This is a genomic window from Zwartia vadi, assembly GCF_030410375.1.
In the GTDB taxonomy this organism is placed as follows: domain Bacteria; phylum Pseudomonadota; class Gammaproteobacteria; order Burkholderiales; family Burkholderiaceae_B; genus Zwartia; species Zwartia vadi.
The window spans coordinates 229,467-246,412 of record NZ_JAUHHE010000002.1; the positions used below are offsets into that span (position 1 = coordinate 229,467).

At 48.9% G+C, this 16,946-nt stretch carries 17 protein-coding genes; 12 read left to right on the top strand and 5 right to left on the bottom strand.

The window, feature by feature from the left end:
* The first annotated feature begins 15 nt into the window (after positions 1–15).
* Both QWY27_RS02750 and QWY27_RS02755 read left to right on the top strand, forming a co-directional pair.
* Positions 16–1,977, top strand: a complete 1,962-nt coding sequence (locus QWY27_RS02750; RefSeq protein ID WP_290194466.1) for a DHHW family protein — start codon at positions 16–18, stop codon at positions 1,975–1,977.
* A gap of 23 nt (positions 1,978–2,000) precedes the next feature.
* A complete protein-coding gene (locus tag QWY27_RS02755; protein WP_290194467.1) occupies positions 2,001–3,473 on the top strand; it encodes an SGNH/GDSL hydrolase family protein in 1,473 nt (490 codons plus the stop codon).
* Positions 3,474–3,489: 16 nt separating this feature from the next.
* Here the strand turns inward: QWY27_RS02755 and QWY27_RS02760 are convergent, their stop codons facing one another.
* A complete protein-coding gene (locus QWY27_RS02760; protein ID WP_290194468.1) occupies positions 3,490–4,446 on the bottom strand; it encodes a transglycosylase SLT domain-containing protein in 957 nt (318 codons plus the stop codon).
* Positions 4,447–4,691: 245 nt separating this feature from the next.
* Here QWY27_RS02760 and QWY27_RS02765 point away from each other — a divergent pair, with 245 nt between their 5' ends.
* From QWY27_RS02765 to mmsB, 5 genes are read left to right on the top strand one after another with little or no spacing between them, the layout of a single operon-like run.
* Entirely contained in the window at positions 4,692–5,126 is a 435-nt protein-coding gene (locus tag QWY27_RS02765; protein WP_290194469.1) for a type II toxin-antitoxin system RatA family toxin, read from the top strand.
* Positions 5,123–5,482, top strand: a complete 360-nt coding sequence (locus tag QWY27_RS02770; RefSeq protein ID WP_290194470.1) for an RnfH family protein — start codon at positions 5,123–5,125, stop codon at positions 5,480–5,482. Before QWY27_RS02765 ends, QWY27_RS02770 begins: the two co-directional genes overlap by 4 nt.
* 57 nt (positions 5,483–5,539) lie before the next feature.
* A complete protein-coding gene (locus QWY27_RS02775) occupies positions 5,540–6,694 on the top strand; it encodes an acyl-CoA dehydrogenase family protein (protein WP_290194472.1) in 1,155 nt (384 codons plus the stop codon).
* Positions 6,691–7,884: an enoyl-CoA hydratase/isomerase family protein gene (locus QWY27_RS02780; RefSeq protein ID WP_290194473.1), complete on the top strand. Its 1,194-nt coding sequence runs from the start codon at positions 6,691–6,693 to the stop codon at positions 7,882–7,884. The genes QWY27_RS02775 and QWY27_RS02780 overlap by 4 nt, the downstream gene beginning before the upstream one ends.
* The gene (gene mmsB / locus QWY27_RS02785) at positions 7,881–8,765 is read left to right on the top strand and encodes a 3-hydroxyisobutyrate dehydrogenase (RefSeq protein WP_290194475.1); all 885 of its coding nucleotides are present in this window, start codon (positions 7,881–7,883) and stop codon (positions 8,763–8,765) included. Before QWY27_RS02780 ends, mmsB begins: the two co-directional genes overlap by 4 nt.
* 16 nt (positions 8,766–8,781) lie before the next feature.
* On the opposite strand, the gene ygfZ is transcribed toward mmsB, so the two are convergent.
* Entirely contained in the window at positions 8,782–9,819 is a 1,038-nt protein-coding gene (ygfZ, locus tag QWY27_RS02790) for a CAF17-like 4Fe-4S cluster assembly/insertion protein YgfZ (protein ID WP_290194477.1), read from the bottom strand.
* Between the two features lie 54 nt (positions 9,820–9,873).
* Here ygfZ and mltG point away from each other — a divergent pair, with 54 nt between their 5' ends.
* The 5 genes from mltG (at position 9,874) to QWY27_RS02815 (ending at position 14,187) form a co-directional block, all read left to right on the top strand.
* Entirely contained in the window at positions 9,874–10,884 is a 1,011-nt protein-coding gene (gene mltG, locus QWY27_RS02795; RefSeq protein WP_290194479.1) for an endolytic transglycosylase MltG, read from the top strand.
* Positions 10,881–11,519 (top strand): dTMP kinase, encoded by a 639-nt coding sequence (tmk, locus tag QWY27_RS02800; RefSeq protein ID WP_290194480.1) that lies wholly within the window; start codon positions 10,881–10,883, stop codon positions 11,517–11,519. Before mltG ends, tmk begins: the two co-directional genes overlap by 4 nt.
* On the top strand, positions 11,519–12,586 hold the full coding sequence (gene holB / locus QWY27_RS02805; RefSeq protein ID WP_290194482.1) for a DNA polymerase III subunit delta': 1,068 nt from the start codon (positions 11,519–11,521) through the stop codon (positions 12,584–12,586). The genes tmk and holB overlap by 1 nt, the downstream gene beginning before the upstream one ends.
* Positions 12,587–12,604: 18 nt before the next feature.
* Positions 12,605–13,372 (top strand): TatD family hydrolase, encoded by a 768-nt coding sequence (locus tag QWY27_RS02810; RefSeq protein ID WP_290194485.1) that lies wholly within the window; start codon positions 12,605–12,607, stop codon positions 13,370–13,372.
* 128 nt (positions 13,373–13,500) lie between these two features.
* Positions 13,501–14,187 carry an ankyrin repeat domain-containing protein gene (locus QWY27_RS02815; RefSeq protein WP_290194487.1) on the top strand — a complete coding sequence of 229 codons (687 nt, stop codon included), beginning with the start codon at positions 13,501–13,503 and terminating at the stop codon, positions 14,185–14,187.
* Here the strand turns inward: QWY27_RS02815 and QWY27_RS02820 are convergent.
* Genes QWY27_RS02820 through phrB form a run of 3 tightly spaced genes read right to left on the bottom strand, consistent with a single transcriptional unit; the run spans position 14,178 to position 16,943 of the window.
* A complete protein-coding gene (locus QWY27_RS02820; protein ID WP_290194489.1) occupies positions 14,178–15,005 on the bottom strand; it encodes a DUF3298 and DUF4163 domain-containing protein in 828 nt (275 codons plus the stop codon). The two genes, QWY27_RS02815 and QWY27_RS02820, sit on opposite strands and share 10 nt — an antisense overlap.
* A 32-nt stretch (positions 15,006–15,037) precedes the next feature.
* A complete protein-coding gene (locus tag QWY27_RS02825; RefSeq protein WP_290194599.1) occupies positions 15,038–15,517 on the bottom strand; it encodes a glutathione peroxidase in 480 nt (159 codons plus the stop codon).
* Positions 15,518–15,527: 10 nt separating this feature from the next.
* Complete coding sequence (gene phrB, locus QWY27_RS02830; protein WP_290194491.1) at positions 15,528–16,943, bottom strand: deoxyribodipyrimidine photo-lyase; 1,416 nt, start codon at positions 16,941–16,943, stop codon at positions 15,528–15,530.
* Positions 16,944–16,946 lie beyond the last annotated feature (3 nt).

Sequence of the window (16,946 nt, forward strand, 5' to 3'; positions counted from 1 at the left end):
CACTTTGAGCCGCCTTTGAGAAAAAGCCCTGCCGCCCATAGGGTGCATGCGCTCGTGGTCACGATGCTCATTGCTCTGGTTGGTTTATTGTTTGTATTTACCTTTCGCTTCAATCCTGAAATTTCCGAAATTGAAAATCGTCGCTTGGCGGCTTGGCCGACTTTTAGCTCTGAGTCGCTGCTCAATGGTCAATATGCTCGGGATATTGAAACTTATGTTTCTGATCATTTTCCTGGCCGCACATGGCTAACAGAACTTGCTTTCGCTATTCGCACTTATCGCGGCATTGACTTGGGTGATCGTATTATTCAAGTCAAGGGCGCTGAGACAGGTTTTGAAGATGTCAGTCAATGGGCTGGATCAACAGAAGCAACCTCCGAGTCTGAGTCTGCTGTGACGCAAGCCGACACACTGCCGGATGTGAAAACTGAATCACAAACAGAAGCTGAGCCAGAGCGACTAAGTAAACTTAATCCAGAGCCCAAAACAAAGCTAGATGCAGAGCTACAGGTAGAACCCAAAGCAGAGATAAAAATAGAGCTACAAGCAGAATTACAAGCAGCGTCAAAAGCAGAGACACCGACAGATGAGCAATTAGAGCCACAAAAAGAGACAGACGCTTTGCCTCGACAAGAAAAACAGGCGGAAATAGAATCAATTTCTCGACACGAATCACAATCTGCATCGTATTCTGAATCACAACCTGCATCGCAAGCTGAACCTCAATCTCATACTCAATCTGCATCACAAGCAGAATTACAAGCAGAAGCACAAGCAGAAGCACAAGCAAAATCGAAAGTAGCTCCGAAGACAGCGTCAATTGCGCAAGCCACTCAAGCTAAAGAGGTCGATCCTTTACCCAAGAAGGATCACGTTGAAACAAAGCCTGCATCGACGGTGCAAAGCCCGCCGGCGCCTGTCGCGTTGCCGCCAAAGCCCGCAACACCCGCCGCGCCCCAGGTATCAAATAATCAAGCCAAGCCGTTGAATGTCGTCGGTGGTGTCTTGCTGCATGACGGTCAAGCGCTATTTATGTTTCAAGGTACGGACAGAGGGGCGCAAGGCTATGCAAATGCTGTGAATACGTGGGTGGAGTTGGTGGCTAAAAAGCGTCCAGGCATGACCACTACCGTTGTGGTCACGCCAACAAGCAGTCATTTTTATCTTCCACCTGCAGCGCGTGCCCGTACGACTTCAGAGGCCAAAAATCTTGCTGCAATGCGCTCTGCGCTTCTGCCTGAAGTGCGTTTTGCTGATGTGATTGCCGAGATGGAAGGTCATCAAGATCAACCTTTATTTTATAAGTCGGATCATCACTGGACCGGGCTGGGCGCCTATTATGCTTATCGTGCGTGGGCCCGAGCTTCAGGTGTTCAACCGCTGGATCTTTCGGCTTTTGATAAGCGTTCTGTGCCCGGCGTGGCAGGATCCTTTTGGAGTTTGACTCAGGCACCGGAACTGCGTCATGCTGACAAAGAATCCTATTATTACGTACCCAAAACTGTGACATTTGATGGCACGCAGTACACCGGATCTCAACAGAGAACGCCGATTCCGCAGCCTTTTTTTGCTGAAAAAAGTCGTGGTTATATTGTGTTCTTAGGTGGTGACATACCACTTCTTGTTTCAAACACGAGTGCGGGGACGGGTCGTACAGCACTTGTTGTCAAAAATTCTTATGGCAATGCCTTTGCCCCTTATTTACTTCCTCACTTTGATCGAGTTGTTGTTTTAGACTATCGCTATGTTTCACGTAACATTCAGGATATTGTTGATACATTCGGTGTCACTGATCTTGTTTTTGTGAACGCAACCATCACGGCAAACTCAGGTGCTCATCAGGAGCGTATGCGCCAAGTCGCTCGAGGCACATCTACCGCTTGGCTCACCGAAGCTGAAAAACGCAAAATTAAACAAGATCAGGAGGCCGCTGCACAGGCCCAGTCTTCTGCCGTTTCAACAAGTCCTTCGCAATGACAAAGTACCCACCGGAGAACGCTATGTTCCTGACTCAATCACTTTCATCTCCTAAGCAGACACGGCACAATAGAGTTCTTTTAGTTGGTATGCTCAGTGCGCTCAGTTTTATTCTTGCTTCTTGCGCGCAAGCAGACAGGGTTTCTGAGCAATCCTCAACCCTGACTACTTCACAAGCTCTCACACAATCCGTTCAAGTACCTCAGCCCAGATTGCCCTCCGGACCGCGTCCATCCAGTGGCTTAGTATTTGTGCCGGGTGACCGGATTGTTTGGCTGGGAGACAGTATTACAGCCGCACATACCTATGGTCGCTATGTAGAAACTTTTTTTCTCCTTAGACGTCCCGATTTGAACTTAACCTTTATTAATGCCGGGATTGGTGGACATTCAGCTCTGAATGGTCTGAATCGAGTTGAGCAGGACGTTCTTGCTCTCAAACCCTCTGTGGTGGTTGTGAACTTTGGCATGAATGACGCAGGCTATCCAGCGGGTAGCCCTCATGCGGCGTTCATTCAAAATATGGATGCCATCATTGCACGTTTGCGTCAGGGCGGGGTTCAACGCATTATTTGGGTTGAACCTACACCTGCGCATATTGCAGGCATTCCGGCCCAGTCTAAACTTGTTGAGAGACAGAGGCAACTTGAACGTTATGTGGCAGAAATGCGTCGCCATTCTGTCGGTTCTGACGTGATCAAAGTGCAATGGCATGATCAGATGAAGCAGGCGCTCAATGCTGCCGCAAGCAAGCCAGATTTCAAACTAATCCCCGACCGCATTCACCCCAGCGCTGCGGGTCATGCTGTGATGGCTGTTGAGTTTTTGCGCCAGATTGGCGCGAATCTTGAACCATCTGTCATTGAGAGCACACTTCGCAACAACACCCTAGAAACTGAATTCAGGCAAGTCAGTGCTGACAATAAAAAGACTTTCAACGTTCGATCCAGTATGGAGCGTTCTACAGGTGCCAGTGTGGATATTTCCACTGCGATTCCTCCAGTGCCTATGCTTTATAGTGCCGAGCAAACCAAGCTGCTGGCCAATCAATCTCTTGAGGCACTCAGAGGCTTGACTTGGCGGGTCAAAGGCTTGGAGCAGGGCGCACGTTTCACAGTCAAAATCGATGGGTTTTCTGTTGGCACGTTTAGTGGTGCTGAATTGGCAAAAGGCGTAGATGTCATGCCAGGCGATCAATCTCGCAAGCCATTGTCTGTCGCAGCCAAGAGAGAACTGCAAGCCTGCGCGCTGAAAGATCAATACGTGTTTTTAAACGATTTCGAGTGCTTGTTTGACATGCTCTACCAAAAAGATCAGCTCCGTATGCTGATGCGACCAGATCGTGTCCGTGACTTGCCAGATTTTGGCTCAGTTCGTCTTGCGACTTACACAAACTTTACGAATGCTTGGATTGATTCGGCGAGTCAGGCTATTACGGAAAAGGCCCTGCAAATAAGACGAACACCGCATATCTTATCTCTTACCCAAGTACGCTAATCGTTTCATTTACAGATCAATCTTTCAAACTTGGTTTGGAAATCACGACGCTGGTTCCCGCTTGGAGGGTTTGGCCCAAGTGAAAGCCATTCATCTGTCTTGTTCGATTAGGATCGACCTGTAGTTTTTTAGCTAATACTTCGACGGTTTGGGGTATGTCCACGACAACTGTGCTCCATGGTGAGAGCGGTTGATCGTAATTGCGATAGTTTTCCTGAAATCTCTCAACATTGGCCACAGGAATTAATAGACTTTGGTTCTTTGTTGCGGGGATAAATGTCTTGTTAAACGACGGATTTAAATCCACAAACTCATCGTTTGATATACCAGCCAGTTTCGTGACAACGCTGATGTCGATTGTCCGTGTGACATCTAGGCGGGTAAAGTAAGGTTTGTTGCGGATATCGGGTAAGGTGATTTTATATTTCTCGGGATTCTCTATGATGTGTCTGATTGCAAGCAGCTTGGGGACAAAAACCATGGTCTCGATTGGCATGTTCAAACTCAAATAATGAGTAGGTAGCTTTCTGCGCTGATTATTCGCGATCGCTTTTGAAACATTGCCCGGCCCCCAATTGTAGGCTGCTAGTGCAATATGCCAGTCACCATATTTGGCGTGAAGTTCTTGCATCAGATCAAGCGCTGCTTCGGTTGAACGGACAATATCGCGACGCTCATCTTTGATAGGTGTATGGACTAAATTCAGGTGTCTGGCAGCTACCGGCATCAACCCCCATAATCCAGCCGGATTCAGTCCTTTTCCTCGTCGAACATTAAAACTGCTTTCTAAAAAAGGAAGCAATGCAAGTTCCGCTGGCATATTGCGTTTCTTGACTTCTTCAAGAACGTAATAGATATAAGGTCTAGAAAGCTCAAGGGTGTCTTTGAAATGCGTCCCACTTGCGCTGTAAAGTGAAATTTGACGTGCGACCAGAGGTGTGTCGAGCGGCGCAAGGGCAAAACCTTCACGCATAGATGTCCAAATGCTAACGACTTGTCGTTGCGCATGCACGCGATCTTGTGTTTCAAGGTCATTCGCAGTTGACTGACTAATGTATGCACAGCCTGACAAGATAATTGCGAAGCAGAGCAGCCCGAAGAGATAGGCATTATTTTTACAACTACACATAAATTCAGCCCTTATTCAAGCTGAAAGACGCTCCCTAAGATTAACGTCTAACGGTAAAATCTGGACATTCTAGCTAATCACGACCCATCATGCATTCCGTAGAGCGCTCCGTTCTGGTGCCCCACAGTGCCGGACAAATGTTTGATCTGGTAGCCGATGTTGAAAAATATCCCCAATTTATGCCTTGGTGTGGAGGAGCCACAGTGTCTTCTCGTGACGCAAACGGGATGCAGGCCTCCATTACTATTTCGCTTGCCGGAATCAGACAAACATTCACTACTCGTAATAAACACCAGTATCCACACTGTATTGAACTCGAGCTTGTGGATGGCCCCTTTTCTGTATTGACAGGAAAATGGGAGTTCATTTCTTTATCAGAAGATGCTTGTAAGGTATTGTTTACACTGAGATATGCGTTTTCCAACCGTGCCCTTGAAACCTTGGTTGGGCCTATTTTCAATCGCATTGCGACGAGCTTCATTGACTCCTTTACTCAGCGTGCTCAGGTTTGCTACGGCGAATGAATTCAACCACTGCACCTCAAATAAGCTTGGTGATGATCAATATTGCAGTGGTCTCGGCACCTGATGGGCAGCTCTGGTACCGTGAGTGCTCAATGCCTGTCGGCACCACGATCGAGGAAGCTTTAGTTGAGACGGGGTTTTTTCTGGCATTTCCGGAGCAATCTAAGGACAAAGTTGTCGTGGGTGTATTTGGCAAGCGGTTATCACTGAGCCATTGCCTGGAGGATCATGATCGAATCGAAGTTTACGCCCCATTGCGCGTGGATCCGAAAATTGCTCGGAGACGTCGCGCAGCGCATCGCGAAAAAACCAGACATATCAAAAAGAAAATGCCGGTTAGTGATCTCACCCGCTAGGTGAACACTGAGATTATAAAAAACGTCCAGACTCGGGCTGTTGTCAGGAGGAAATAAATGGAGTTTGAACTAAATGAGGAACAAACAGCCTTTGCAAAACTAGCAAAAGATTTTGCCGCGGGAACTTTTGCACCTCATGCCGCGCGCTGGGATGAAGAAGAGATTTTTCCTCGTGAAGCGCTCAGAGAAGCTGGCAGACTAGGATTTTGCAGCGTGTACGCCTCGCCAGTTATTGGTGGTTTGGGATTGTCCAGACTGGACGCAAGTCTGATATTTGAAGAAATGGCTGCGATTGATCCTTCTACCACGGCCTTTCTCACTATTCATAATATGGCCACCTGGATGATCGGCCAATGGGGAAGCTCAACAATTCGCGACCACTGGGGGCCATCACTTGCCACGGGCGAACACCTAGCTTCTTATTGCCTAACGGAGCCAGGTTCGGGGTCAGATGCCGCGTCTTTACGGACCTCAGCCACCTTTACTGACGGTCACTATGTTCTAAATGGATCCAAAGCATTTATTTCTGGAGCAGGTGAAACGGATCTATTGATTGTGATGGCACGAACCGCAGGTGCGGGTGCGGGTGGAATCTCTGCTTTTGCGATACCCGCTCATTCACCCGGTATTACTTACGGTCGAAAAGAGCGCAAGATGGGTTGGAATAGTCAAAGCACACGCGCAGTGACATTCGATCACGTCAAAGTGCCTGCTGATCATCTGCTCGGCCAAGAGGGGGAGGGTTTTAAAATCGCAATGCGCGGTCTCGATGGTGGCCGGATCAACATTGCGAGTTGTTCTGTTGGCGCCGCCCAAGGTGCGATCGAGACATCAAGAAGTTATATGCAAAACCGCAAACAGTTTAATCAACCCCTCACGAGTTTTCAGGCCTTGCAATTTAAATTCGCGGATATGGTGACCCATACTGTGGCTGCACGGCAAATGGTTCGACTCGCAGCTTGTAAACTTGATGCCGGAGCTGCCGATGCAACGACCTACTGCGCGATGGCCAAACGTTTTGCCACAGATATAGGATTTTCTGTCTGTCTGGATGCTCAACAATTGCTCGGTGGTTATGGTTATTTGCGTGACTATCCTCTTGAGAGATTGGTGCGAGATACGCGTGTCCACCAGATTCTGGAAGGCACGAATGAAATCATGCGTGTCATCATTGCACGTCATTTTTTAGAGAAGGGCGGAGAGTTGAGATGATTGCTGGTTCGCAAGATTTAGTTATTTGTGAAGAGTTGAGTGGTAAAGACGGCGCAAAGATAGGTATCGCACAGCTCAATGCACCCAAAACTTTAAACGGTCTTTCACTCGAGATGACACGCATGCTGACCGCCAACATGAAAGCATGGGCTGACGATCCGGCTTTGGCGGTGATTGTCTTAAAGGGCGCTGGAGAAAAAGCATTTTGCGCAGGTGGGGATCTTCACGCCCTCTACCACAGCATGAGGGAAAATGTTTCTGGTCAGCCTATGCAGAACGCGTACGCAGGGACATTTTTTGCCGAGGAGTACGCGTTGGATTACCTGATCCACACCTATCCAAAACCCATTTTGGTATGGGGCGACGGGATTGTAATGGGCGGTGGAATGGGTCTCATGATGGGCGCGAGCCATCGCGTTGTGACTGAAACCACTCGCATGGCGATGCCTGAAATCTCGATTGGCCTGTTTCCCGATGTTGGCGGTACATGGCTGTTGAATCGACTTCCTGGAAATGCCGGCTTGTTCCTCGGCTTGACTGGCGCGCAAGTAGGTGCAAGCGATGCCTTATTCGCCGGCATGGCAGACTATCATGTTCAGCGTGATCGGTGGAATGATCTTCTGGTTCGCCTGTGTGCTCAGGAGTGGGAGCGCGTTGCACAATCGCCCACTCATCCGCTCTCTGATAAAGAGTCAGCAGAACTGGCTAACAATCACGATCGGTTGCATCTCCTCTTGACTAAACTTTCATCTGAGCCAGACAGCTCAGTACAACCTTTACAAGTTCATCTGCCCTTGATTCGGCAACTTTGCGGTGGCGAGGATCTGGATCGAATCGTTCGTAACATTCAGCAATTAACCGATCATCCAGATCCCTGGCTTCAGCGCGCTGCTCAATCCTTAGCGCATGGCTCCCCGGGTTCTGTGCGTCTGACCTTTGCCTTATTAAGACACAATAAGCTGTTGTCTCTGGCGGAGGTTTATCGAGTCGAATGGTTCGCAGGACTCATGGCTGCCGCCCATGGAGATTTTGCAGAAGGTATTCGCGCTTTATTGATTGATAAAGACAAGCAGCCCAAGTGGAATCCCGCCACGCTTTCTGAAGCCGATGAGAAGTGGGTGAAAAAGTTTTTGACTATGCCGTTTCCCGCTGACCAGCACCCACTTTTTCGCCTTGGAGAATCACAATGAGCAAGATTGCATTTATCGGACTCGGCAACATGGGCGCCCCCATGGCCGCAAATCTTTTGAAAGCCGGACATATGCTCAAAGTATTTGATTTAATGGCGCATGCTGTGCAGTCTTTGGTTGACCAAGGCGCCGAGGGCGTCTCCTCAGCCACCAAGGCTGTCGAAGATGCAGAGTTTGTCATCACGATGCTTCCGGCAAGCAAGCATGTCGAGGCACTCTATCTTGGTCACGATGGCTTGCTCAGACATTGTCCGAAAAGTGCCTTGATTATTGATTGCAGCACGATTGCTGCTGAAAGTGCGCGCCGTGTAGCCAGCGCTGCTCAACAACGAGGACTAAGCATGTTGGATGCGCCTGTCTCTGGTGGAACAGGCGGAGCCATTGCGGGAACACTGACCTTTATTGTGGGGGGGGAAGCCGTTGATCTCGCCCGCGCCCGTCCAATACTTGAAAAAATGGGGAAAAATATTTTTCATGCGGGTGCAGCCGGTGCCGGTCAAGTTGCAAAGATTGCCAACAATATGCTTCTTGGGATTGCGATGGCAGGAACAGCCGAAGCGCTTGCCTTGGGTGTAGCCAATGGCTTGGATCCAAAGGTTCTGTCTGAAATTATTTCAAAGAGCTCAGGCTGCAATTGGTCTGTTGAAAAATATAACCCCTGGCCAGGGGTCATGGAAAATGTTCCCGCCTCTAAAAACTATTCAGGAGGATTTGGCGTTGATCTCATGCTCAAAGACTTGGGTCTCGCGTCTGAGGCGGCAATCAGCACGGGTTCGGTGATCGCGCTTGGTGAGCTTGCAAGAAACCTCTTTGCCTTGCATAGTAGTCAAGGCAACGGCCAGCTTGATTTTTCGAGTATTGTGAATTTGATTAAGCGGTGAGCTGTTTAATCTGGGTTCAACGTATCGTGTAGGGTAGCGCAACTGTTTCTATCATGGCCCCATTTTCAGCAGCTGTACTAAGCTGCTGTCGATCTAATGCCTCAAATGTCGTTTCAAACAGAAGCCAGCTAAATACTTGCGTGCCACTTTTTTCGGTTGAGACGTTAATGAGCCTTCCGCAGGGTTCTCCAGATTGTGAGACATCGAAAATGTCCGCACCCGGGGTGAGTATTCCAGCAGATTCTGCGGACACTTTACCAAGCACCATGCGTTTTTTCAATGTGCCGCGATAATGACTACGCGCGACAATTTCCTGACCTGGGTAACACCCTTTGGTGAAACTCACCCCGCCAATCAACTCTAGGTTAAGGGTTTGGGGGATGAAGAGGTCTTGGGTCTTTGATTCGATCCAGGGGAGTCCGGTTTTGATGTCTTGGGTCTCCCAATCTGAGGGAAGACCAATGGTAAATGCATGGCTGAGCGCCTCGCAAGCGCAATGATGTTCTGAACTGGCCATCCACCACCAGCGACGCAACGGCTCGCCGGATGAAGCGTTCAGCCCAGAGGACGGTGCGGCGATCCATATGCCAGTCGAGGCATGATTGGTTTCCCACTCATCTATTGGCAAAGGATGTCCCAGCACATTGCTCAGGCTCTGGACGTTTGTTTGGGAGGCCGCAACGCCAACGACATGGCTTTCAATAGTCTTTAAAACCAGCTTTGAGCGCAAGACAAACATCGAGAGACGCTTGAGTACAGCAGAAAGAATGTCTTGACGCATCATGCCAATCACTAGAGGCACATCCTCGGAATTTGGGGCCTGTCCGAGAACCATCGTCGACAACAAACGACCTTGTGCGGTGCAATATCCAGCTAAACGAGACTGACCGATTCCCGGTGAAACGATGTCATTAGTGAGTTGTCCCTGAAGAAAGGTCAACGCATCCTGCCCCCTGGCCTCAAACACTGCCAGCGTGTCCAACGGGTAGGCAGTCGCGATGCAGTGAGATGTATTGGCAATGTGGCTCGGGGAAGGTGTCAAAATCGGATGCATGAGGCCTCTTAGCGCGATGAAATGCGATAACTTACATATTAAACTGTCGGACATATGAATGCTCTCAATAAACTATTCCTCTTTGTGGTCTTACCGGCACTGATTGCGATCGCCGCAGCGATCGGTGCAGTGTATTACTGGGTCAATCATCCGCTCACACTTCCAAGTCCAAAAGTCGATCTGTTGGTTCCCAAGGGAGCGACACCTGCCAGTATCGCTTCCCAAATCAATCAAGCTGGAATTGAGCTCAATTCAGCCGCCTTTGTTTTAATGGCAAAATTGACTGAACTTGACACCAAGCTCAAGGCCGGCGGCTACCAGCTCGTGACCGGGGACAGCCCTCTCAAAATCTTAAGGCGAATGGCACAAGGCGACGTGACCTCCAGGCAGATCACGCTTGTTGAAGGCTGGAATATGCGTCAAATTCGTGCTGCGCTTGCCCAGCATGGTGATCTGAAGAAAACGCTAGAAGATTTATCTGACGCCGATTTGGTTAAACAGATAGGCTTGCAACACCAGCATCCCGAAGGATTATTTTTTCCGGATACGTATATTTTTCCAATCGGCACGACTGATCTGGATATCCTTGAGCGTGCCGCGCGCGCGCAGCAACAAATACTGGAGCGAGCCTGGGCCTCACGTCAAGAGAACTTACCGTTGACTTCACCCTATCAAGCACTGATTCTAGGGTCAATTGTTGAAAAGGAAACTGGAAAGGCATCGGATCGGGCACGAATTGCCGGTGTATTTATCAACCGACTTAGACTCAACATGCCGCTACAAACTGATCCAACCGTCATTTACGGCATGGGAGAAGCTTATCAGGGAAAAATTCGCAAAAAAGATTTGCAAACTGATCATGCATGGAACACGTACACGCGAGGTGGATTACCTGTCAGTCCGATTTCGAGTGTTGGCCAGGCATCGCTCAATGCCGCGCTGAATCCTGAAAAGCATGACTACCTTTATTTTGTAGCCAAAGGGGACGGCACCAGTGCTTTTGCACGGACGCTACCCGAGCACAATAAAAACGTCGCGCAATACATACTGGGGCGCAAGCCATGACGCATACAAGAAGAGGCTTGTTTTTGACGTTCGAAGGCGTTGATGGTGCAGGTAAAAGTACGCACGTTGAATGGACGGTCGAGCAGCTTAGGGCGCGCGGCCTTTCTGTCGTATCGACACGCGAACCTGGTGGGACCCCAATCGGAGAACGCTTGCGCGAACTTCTTTTGCATGAGCCAATGGGATTGGAGTGCGAGACGTTGCTGATGTTTGCCGCCCGAGCGCAACACATAAAAGAGGTAATCAAACCCGCCTTGGCTTCAGGTGCTTGGGTAGTCTGTGATCGCTTTACTGATGCGACCTTTGCTTATCAGGGTGGCGGAAGAGAATTGGGGACGGCGCGTATTGCTGCGCTCGAGCAGTGGCTGCACCCCGATTTGCAGCCCGACTGCACCTGGTTGTTCGATGTGCCTCTTGAAGTTGCACGCGAACGTCTGGATCGAACCCGAGACAAAGACCGCTTTGAAAAAGAAGCGAGCGCATTTTTCATACGAACGCGAAATGTTTATCTGTCGCGAGCGGCTCAACAGCCAGAAAGGTTTAGTGTGATGGATTCAACTGTCCCAATCGAGGATATCAGGGTGTTACTGGCCCAACAAATTGATCTGCTTGTCGCTCGGAGCGCAGCCCTTTGATGCAACCACATTTTTTGCCATGGCATACGGAGCTCGCGCGGAAATGGCTCGGCGATAAGGATCGCTTCGCACACGCTTGGCTCATCCATGGTCTGGCTGGCATTGGTAAGCGCGAGTTCGCCTTTGCTGCAGCCGCCTCTTTGCTTTGTGAGACACCCATTCAAGGATTGGCCTGTGGTCATTGTCTGGCATGTGGGTGGGTTGCCCGCGGCAATCACCCTGATCTCAAGCGTATTCGTCCTGAAGCTGTCGCCGCAGAGGAGGGGATCGATCTTGGTGCAGAGGATGACTCAGGAATCAGCGACGAAAAGACGGCTGCTGAGACCGGATCTTCAACAAAACGTGCACCCTCGAAGGATATTCGGGTAGAGCAAATACGTGGGCTAGAGCCTTGGTTCAATCACGCCACCCATCGTGGCGGTTGGCGTGTTGCGCTGATCTATCCCGCCGAGGCCCTCACAACGATCTCAGGAAATACTTTACTTAAGGTGTTAGAGGAGCCTCCGCCTTCCACGATATTTTTACTTGTCGCCGATGGCCCGGATCGACTACTCCCGACGCTCCTGTCTCGATGCCGTAGGCTGCCTTTGGCCACACCGAGCGATGAGATTGCTCAACAGTGGCTGCAAAGCAAAGGTGTGCAACAGCCTTCGACATGGCTCGCCGCAGCGGGCGGTGCGCCACTTTTAGCCAAGCAACTTTCGGAGACGGAAAGCAGTGCCTGTCCTGAATGGATAACGGAGTTTCTTGCAACTCTTGATTCAAAACATCATATAGATGTTGGCGCATTGGCCGATCGCCTCACGAAATTCAATGCAAATGTTTGGCTCGATGCCTTACAACGGCTTTCGGTTGATTTGAATTTGTGCGCACACGGTCTGCCGTGTCGTTATTATCTAGCTCAGCAGTCAAGGCTCTCTCAAATTAGCCTACATGGGGATGTTGTCCAGTTTTCTCAACTTGCATCATGGCTCAATGAACAAAAGCGTGTCGCGAGTCATCCGCTCAATGCAAAATTATTCGCTCAAGCCGTATTACAGCGACTGATAAATGTTTGTAAATTTTAAGTATCCGGATATTAATAAATGTTTGTTGATTCACATTGCCATGTAAATTTTCCTGAGCTCGCAGCGCAAATGCCAGATATTCTGACCCGTATGGAGCTGAACAGAGTGGGTCGTGCGCTCTGTGTGAGTGTGAATTTACCTGACTGGCCAGGCCTTATTGAACTAGTCGAGCAGCATGAGGCGCTCTACGCATCAGTAGGCGTACATCCGGATTATGAGGATACGATCGAGCCTACGGTCGAGGATCTGATCGAACGCAGTCGGCACCCGAAGGTGATCGCTATAGGTGAAACGGGACTTGACTATTTTCGCCTGTCAGGTGATCTGACATGGCAGCGTGACCGCTTCAGACGCCATATTCAAGCTGCCCGGCAAACTAAGCTTCCATTGATTATCCATACTCGGTCATCGTCTGAGGACACGCTTGCCATCATGAGGGAGGAGGGAGCATGTGACGCGAGAGGGGTCATGCATTGTTTTACTGAGTCTTGGGAGGTTGCCCAGGCCTCAATGGACATGGGGTTTTATATTTCTTTTTCGGGTATTGTTACTTTTAAGAAGGCACTTGAACTTCAGGATGTTGCCCGAAAGATGCCTTTGGATAGGATCTTGATTGAAACTGATTCGCCCTACTTAGCTCCGGTTCCGCATCGCGGTAAGCTTAATGATCCTTCAAAAGTCATTCATGTGGCGGAAATGATTGCTTCTCTTCGCAACGTCCCTGTTAAAGAGATTGAAGAGGCATCAACTAGTAATTTTTTCAATTTATTCAATAAGTTAAAGTAAAAATTTAAATTAATTATTAAATGTTAATTATTAAAAGTAAATTATTTTTAAATTTAAATCTTATTCTTACAAAATTATCTAACTTATTGTTTTTAAATATTTTAATTATAAAATTTATCCGGATTGATATGCATAAACAAGCTCTTCGAACATTTTTACGACAATCCATCTTTGCCTTTGTTTTGCTGGGTGCGACCGTGTCAGGATTTTTACAAACAGCTCAGGCTGCTGATCCGAAGGATTTCTGGTTCTACATTATCAATGACCGTGACCAGCAGCTAAAAGAACTTTTGCGCAGAGGGATGGATCCCAACCAGAAAAGCCCAAATCAGCAAACACCTCTGACCATGGCCGCGAGAGAAAACTCTTGGCGCGCTTTTGATGTGTTGCTTGCGAGCCCCAAAATCGATGTGAATCTCGCAAACTCCTACAGGGAGACGCCCTTGATGTACACCGCACTTTTGGGTGATCTCCCACGTTCGCAAGCACTCTTATCGAAAGGTGCAAAGGTCAATCAATCGGGGTGGTCAGCGCTTCACTATGCCGCAATCAAGGGTCACACTCAAATTGTGCGTCTGCTGCTTTCAAATGGGGCTGCTGTCAATGAACCTTCGCCGGATGGCGATACGCCCCTCATTTTGGCTGTTCGTTCGGGTGATGTGGATACTGTACAAGCACTGATTCGGGCGGGGGCAGATCCTTTGCTTTCGAATTTCAAAGCTCAAAATGCAATCGAAACTGCTCGCTCAGAGGGTAAAGGCTCGCTTGCGACCGCACTTGAAAAAGTTGCTGCTGCAAAGAAAACTCAGCCCTGAGCCTGAATTCTTTTTAAAAGTCCGATATTGACGATACCTTTCAGCTCGGAGAAGGGAACAAGGATGGTTGGCATCCCGAGCGCATAGGGTCCCAGAACATAGTGACCAAAAGTAATTGCGATGCCGTCTTCCATCAGGGCGGCGTTATCAGAAAACTGAAAGGGCCACATTTTTAGATAATCTGCCCGATTGGATTGGGCAAACTCGTTTGATTCAAGCCATTTGTAATATTGCTTTTGAAGTGCCATCTCAAAAGCGTTCATTCGCCCAGGCAAAATTAAATCATTCAGTGTGATAATTCGGTCAAAACGAGGCAGCCAGTTGATGTACTGGGCACTTGACATGCCGTGAGCGCCTCCCGAGTACAAATAGTTCTGTAACTCAATCACGACTACGGATGGTGTCGATCGTTTGACCTCGGCTGACAGCACAATTTCATATCTTGGTTCGGCAGTTTTCCAGAAGGCATTTGCGAGTTCAGAGAGACTCCGGATAGGCTGATTCTGACTGGCATCCACTTGCCCCATCGCAAGTAATGATCGCTCGAGAAACGCATTGAATCGTTCATTTCCTTCAAAACTCAGGCGTTTCAATGTGATGGAAGGACAGGTTTCCCCATGACAGTCAGGTTGAGTGCGCACAACATTGATGACACGGTAAGAGGGACCACCCGTGCTGGTTCCCACAGTGGCTTGTGGATCAATTGATTGAGGCGTATTGGTAGAAAGCGTAATGTCTTGGGCACGCTCAACTGGTGCACTGCAGCCAAACAAAAACACGAGCATCGCGATCACAGAAGAGCGAACAGAAATATTCATTTTTTTTGCTCAAGATTGTTTGTAAAGATCAATCACGATAGTGCATCCATAATTTCTTCTCGAATTGCCTCCGGCGTACTGCTTGGGGCAAAACGTTTGATCACTTGGCCATCACGACCAACTAAAAATTTAGTGAAATTCCACTTGATCATCTCTGTGCCTAGTAAGCCGGGACGGCTGCTTTTTAGCCATTCATACAGCGGGTCCGCCTGTGCGCCATTTACATCAATTTTGGCAAACATGGGAAAAGTCACACCAAAATCAAGTTCACAAAAACTTTTTATGCTTTGTTCGTCCCCAGGTTCCTGATGTCCAAATTGATTACAAGGAAATCCCATCACGACTAAACCTTGCTCTGCAAAATCCAGATGGAGTTGCTGCAGACCTTTGTACTGTTTGGTGAAGCCGCACTGAGAGGCGACATTGACAATTAAAAGAACTTTTCCGGCGTAGTCAGAAAAAGGGACGAGTTGACCGGTAATCGTTTTCAAGGTCAGATTGGGTAGCGCCACAGTTTCTTCCTTAACGAAGAGATGAGAAAGCTTCGATTGCACGCAAACGACTGCTTCGCAAATCGACAATCTGTTGGGGGTAGTTTAGTGCCTGACGACTGAGGGGGGTCGGATCATGTATCTCTTTATTGGAAAGACCGGCCAACTCCGGTAACCAGTGTCGAATAAAGGCTCCCTCGGGATCGAACTTTTCGGACTGACTGATCGGGTTGAACACGCGAAAGTAAGGCGCTGAATCCGCACCAGTCGAGGCGCTCCATTGCCACCCGCCATTATTTGCCGCTAGCTCACCATCAATGAGATGTTGCATAAAAAATTTCTCGCCTAATCGCCAGTCAAGCAATAAATTTTTAGTTAAATACATGGCGACCACCATGCGCAAGCGATTATGCATCCAACCCGTCTGGACAAGTTGACGCATAGCGGCGTCCACGATTGGCACGCCGGTTTTGGCTTGACACCAAGCGTCAAAATCGGCTGGGGCATCACGCCATTTGACTGCGTTGGTTTCGGGACGCATAGGTTGATGCATCGAGAGGGTAGGATAGCCGTAAAGAAGATGTTGGTAAAACTCTCTCCACAGCAATTCGTTCATCCAAGTCATGATTCCCGCTTGACCTGTTTCAAGCTCTCCTTGATTAAAACGAAGTGCTTGTTGCCAACAGTGTCTAACCGATAGCAGACCGGAGGCAAGGTAGGGCGAAAGGGTACTGGTTCCTGGGATTGCGGGATAATCACGGTCGCGTTTGTAATGCACCATTCGTTCACTTGCAAACATTTCAAGACGCTCGAGCGCCGCTTGTTCGCTTGCCGGCCATCCAGATCGAATCGTTTCCGTCGATGAAGGCCACCCGGTTAAAGCGGCTGGGATAGGGTCTCTTTTAACAGATGCAGAGGCGACCTGGGCTTTTGGAGTAGGCAATAGACGCAGGGGAGCAGTTCGCAATTTTTCACGACAAGCTTTAGCAAAAGGTGTGAAGACGCGGTAGTACTGATCGGAACCTGTCTTGACGCTACCGGGAACAAGCAAGGTTCCACCATGATGGCCCGTCATTTGAATCTCGTTTTGCGCCAACAAAGCATAGGCTGCACGGTCTCTTTTTCTTTCGTTCACACCGAATTCACGGTTGCAATGCACCTCAGTGACTGAATGCTTTTTGCAAAAAGCAAGCAAAGAATCGGGTAAGTCTCTCCAATGGGGAACATTAAGGATTTTCAAAGGAACATTGAGCGCATTCAGAGCGTCAGATAACTCGCGCAGTGCGCGAAGCCAAAAGTCGACTTTGTGAGGAGAGTCTCCGTGTTCAAGCCATTGCTCAGGCGACAAGACGAAAAGTCCAATGGCATCGCCTTCAGACATCGCCGCACTTAAGGCGGGTTGATCGCTTATACGCAAGTCACTACGAAACCAACAAATTTTTGCCATGAT